At 39.9% G+C, this 2,156-nt stretch carries 1 protein-coding gene; it reads right to left on the bottom strand.

Translation table 11 applies throughout. The features are described 5' to 3' along the window. Window positions 1–380 precede the first annotated feature (380 nt). Complete coding sequence (locus G625_RS20235; RefSeq protein ID WP_049895931.1) at window positions 381–1,865, bottom strand: ATP-binding protein; 1,485 nt, start codon at window positions 1,863–1,865, stop codon at window positions 381–383. Window positions 1,866–2,156: the final 291 nt, after the last annotated feature.

Below are 2,156 nucleotides of genomic sequence, written 5' to 3'. Positions count from 1 at the left end.
CAGATTCAACCCGGAAGGAAATACAAACGTGATAAGAAAAAAGGTAAACTCCGCAAACACATGAGAACTAGGAAAACAATGCATACATAAGTTGCTCTTTTTTATACTGTTACATCAATCTAAACACACCCATGGTCTGGAACCTTACTTTATCGAAAGGTTTATTTAGTGCACCCTTTTTTCGTTCCTCTCCATAAAAATCATTCTGTTTGTATAACCTCATAGATTTCAGTATACTAAGGTTATGCAATGTCAATTTGAATGAATCTTAATTTGACCTAAACTGTACCACATTGGTCCGCGGCACCAATGTCCTAATGTCTACACCATGTTTTCGATAATCTTCTATACGGTTATCCACTACAGCACCTCGAGAATTCTTAAGTCGCTATATACTTTTGATTCTTACTCTGTGGCTTGTCTGGAATTGTTCTTCTAAGCTTGCCCTCGAGTATCAGTGGTGTAATAAGTTTCTGACGAACATACCTCTCCGACTTGATTTTAAGATATTCTTGTATTTCTGCTTTGGAACGCTCCCTCACGCAAAATTCTAATATTAGTTTCTTCTTATCTACTTCGTCATCATAGGCACTAGTGCCTAAGTCAGTGCCTAAGTTGGCTGATAGTAGCGGCAGATTAATTATCGTCCTATCCGGTTTATCTGCACCAAACTGCTCTTCCACCGTAGGAGCTTCCAACTTTTCTCTCTTCCAAACCTCAAATATATCAGGCACTCCGGAACCCGCATGTTCACCAACACCAATCAAATTGAACATCTTAAACAAGTTTTTGTTTCTTGGTTCAGAAATGCCACCTTTAAGCATCTGCTCCTTACCCAAACGAACAAGTCCGGGATTTGCCAGAGTTATCCTATCCGGATACCTTTCAATAACTACACTCCACGATTGAAAATAGTCCGTGTTGACAAGACAGTTTGCAATAGCCTCTCTAACCGCAAGATGCTTTGGGGTTTCTTCAACTCTATATGGACCTTCAGTCATAAAGGGCTTTTTAAAATCAGCTGTCACCTTCGGATATACCTGAGCAAAAAAATCAAATATATTACCACTCCAATCCCCAGATTGACTCTGCACGCGGTCTGTCCATCGTATGTTAGGATCCAATTTTTCCCTATAGTCCAAAAAATATTCCGGAAACTCAGTTGTAATCAGATACTCTTGTCCAAACATCAGAAGTCCTGCAGCTGTAGGAACTATCTTCCCTTTATATTCTTTGGCTGCACCAATTCTCACAAGAAATTCGTCATCCGGCAGTTGAGTCCATGGGTGATTGTCATGGCGTGTGTTATAACGGACACGATAAGCACGGATACTGTTTTTATCAAAATCCGAAATTGAATAATCTTTCAGAATTTTCATATCCGGCGTATCGTCTGCCTGATCTCGTAACATTGCAAGTACTTCTCTTTTAGTACAATGATAATCACCTTCCCAATTTCTCTTAAATGTTCCGGCAAACATATCACCATTTATAAATACCGGCTTATTATCCCTTGTTGCTCGTGGCACTCTTATAACAAGAATCACATCACCGTTAATTTCATAATCCGTAACATCAACTTCTCGAAGCAGGTTAATACTGACCTTCTCCGGGTTATTCATCACATCCCAAAAATCTTTTCTGAATTTTGAAACATCCTTTAGCCCACAGGTCTCCCAAGTATGATCCTCATGTTCAACAACTCCCAGGATAATGCAACCACCATAGGTATTAGCAAAAGAAGAATATGTGTCCCATAACGATTTTGGCAGGCCACCCTTTGCTTTCTTTACCTCAAGACGATTATCTTCACGATAAGAATCGAAGTTCTTCAGATTAAATTGTGTCTGTCCACTCATCACCATTCAACGTCCTCTTTTCTCAAAACATACGTTTCTCCGCACACTCAATCCTACCTCTAAATCTTCCTCCTGTCAAGGCTTTTCCAAACATCTGTTCCTATCAACTCTTAGTGTGAATTTCCTGACCTTTTAACTCTCCTCGCTTCCGGGATAATCCTCATAAAATAGAGGTAATGAATTATCGCAGTCATAAGCTACAGCATAATTAACTATCGGCTTACCCTGGTCGTCCTTTGCATGGCCGTACTCAACCAGATCAATGTCCCCGGCATCACAATTCTTGTTTGTTGAATC

Source organism: Oribacterium sp. NK2B42 (assembly GCF_000424445.1).
Lineage (GTDB): Bacteria > Bacillota > Clostridia > Lachnospirales > Lachnospiraceae > Oribacterium.
The sequence above is the reverse complement of the archived record's forward strand: the minus strand, read 5'-3'. Positions and strand labels throughout refer to the sequence as shown.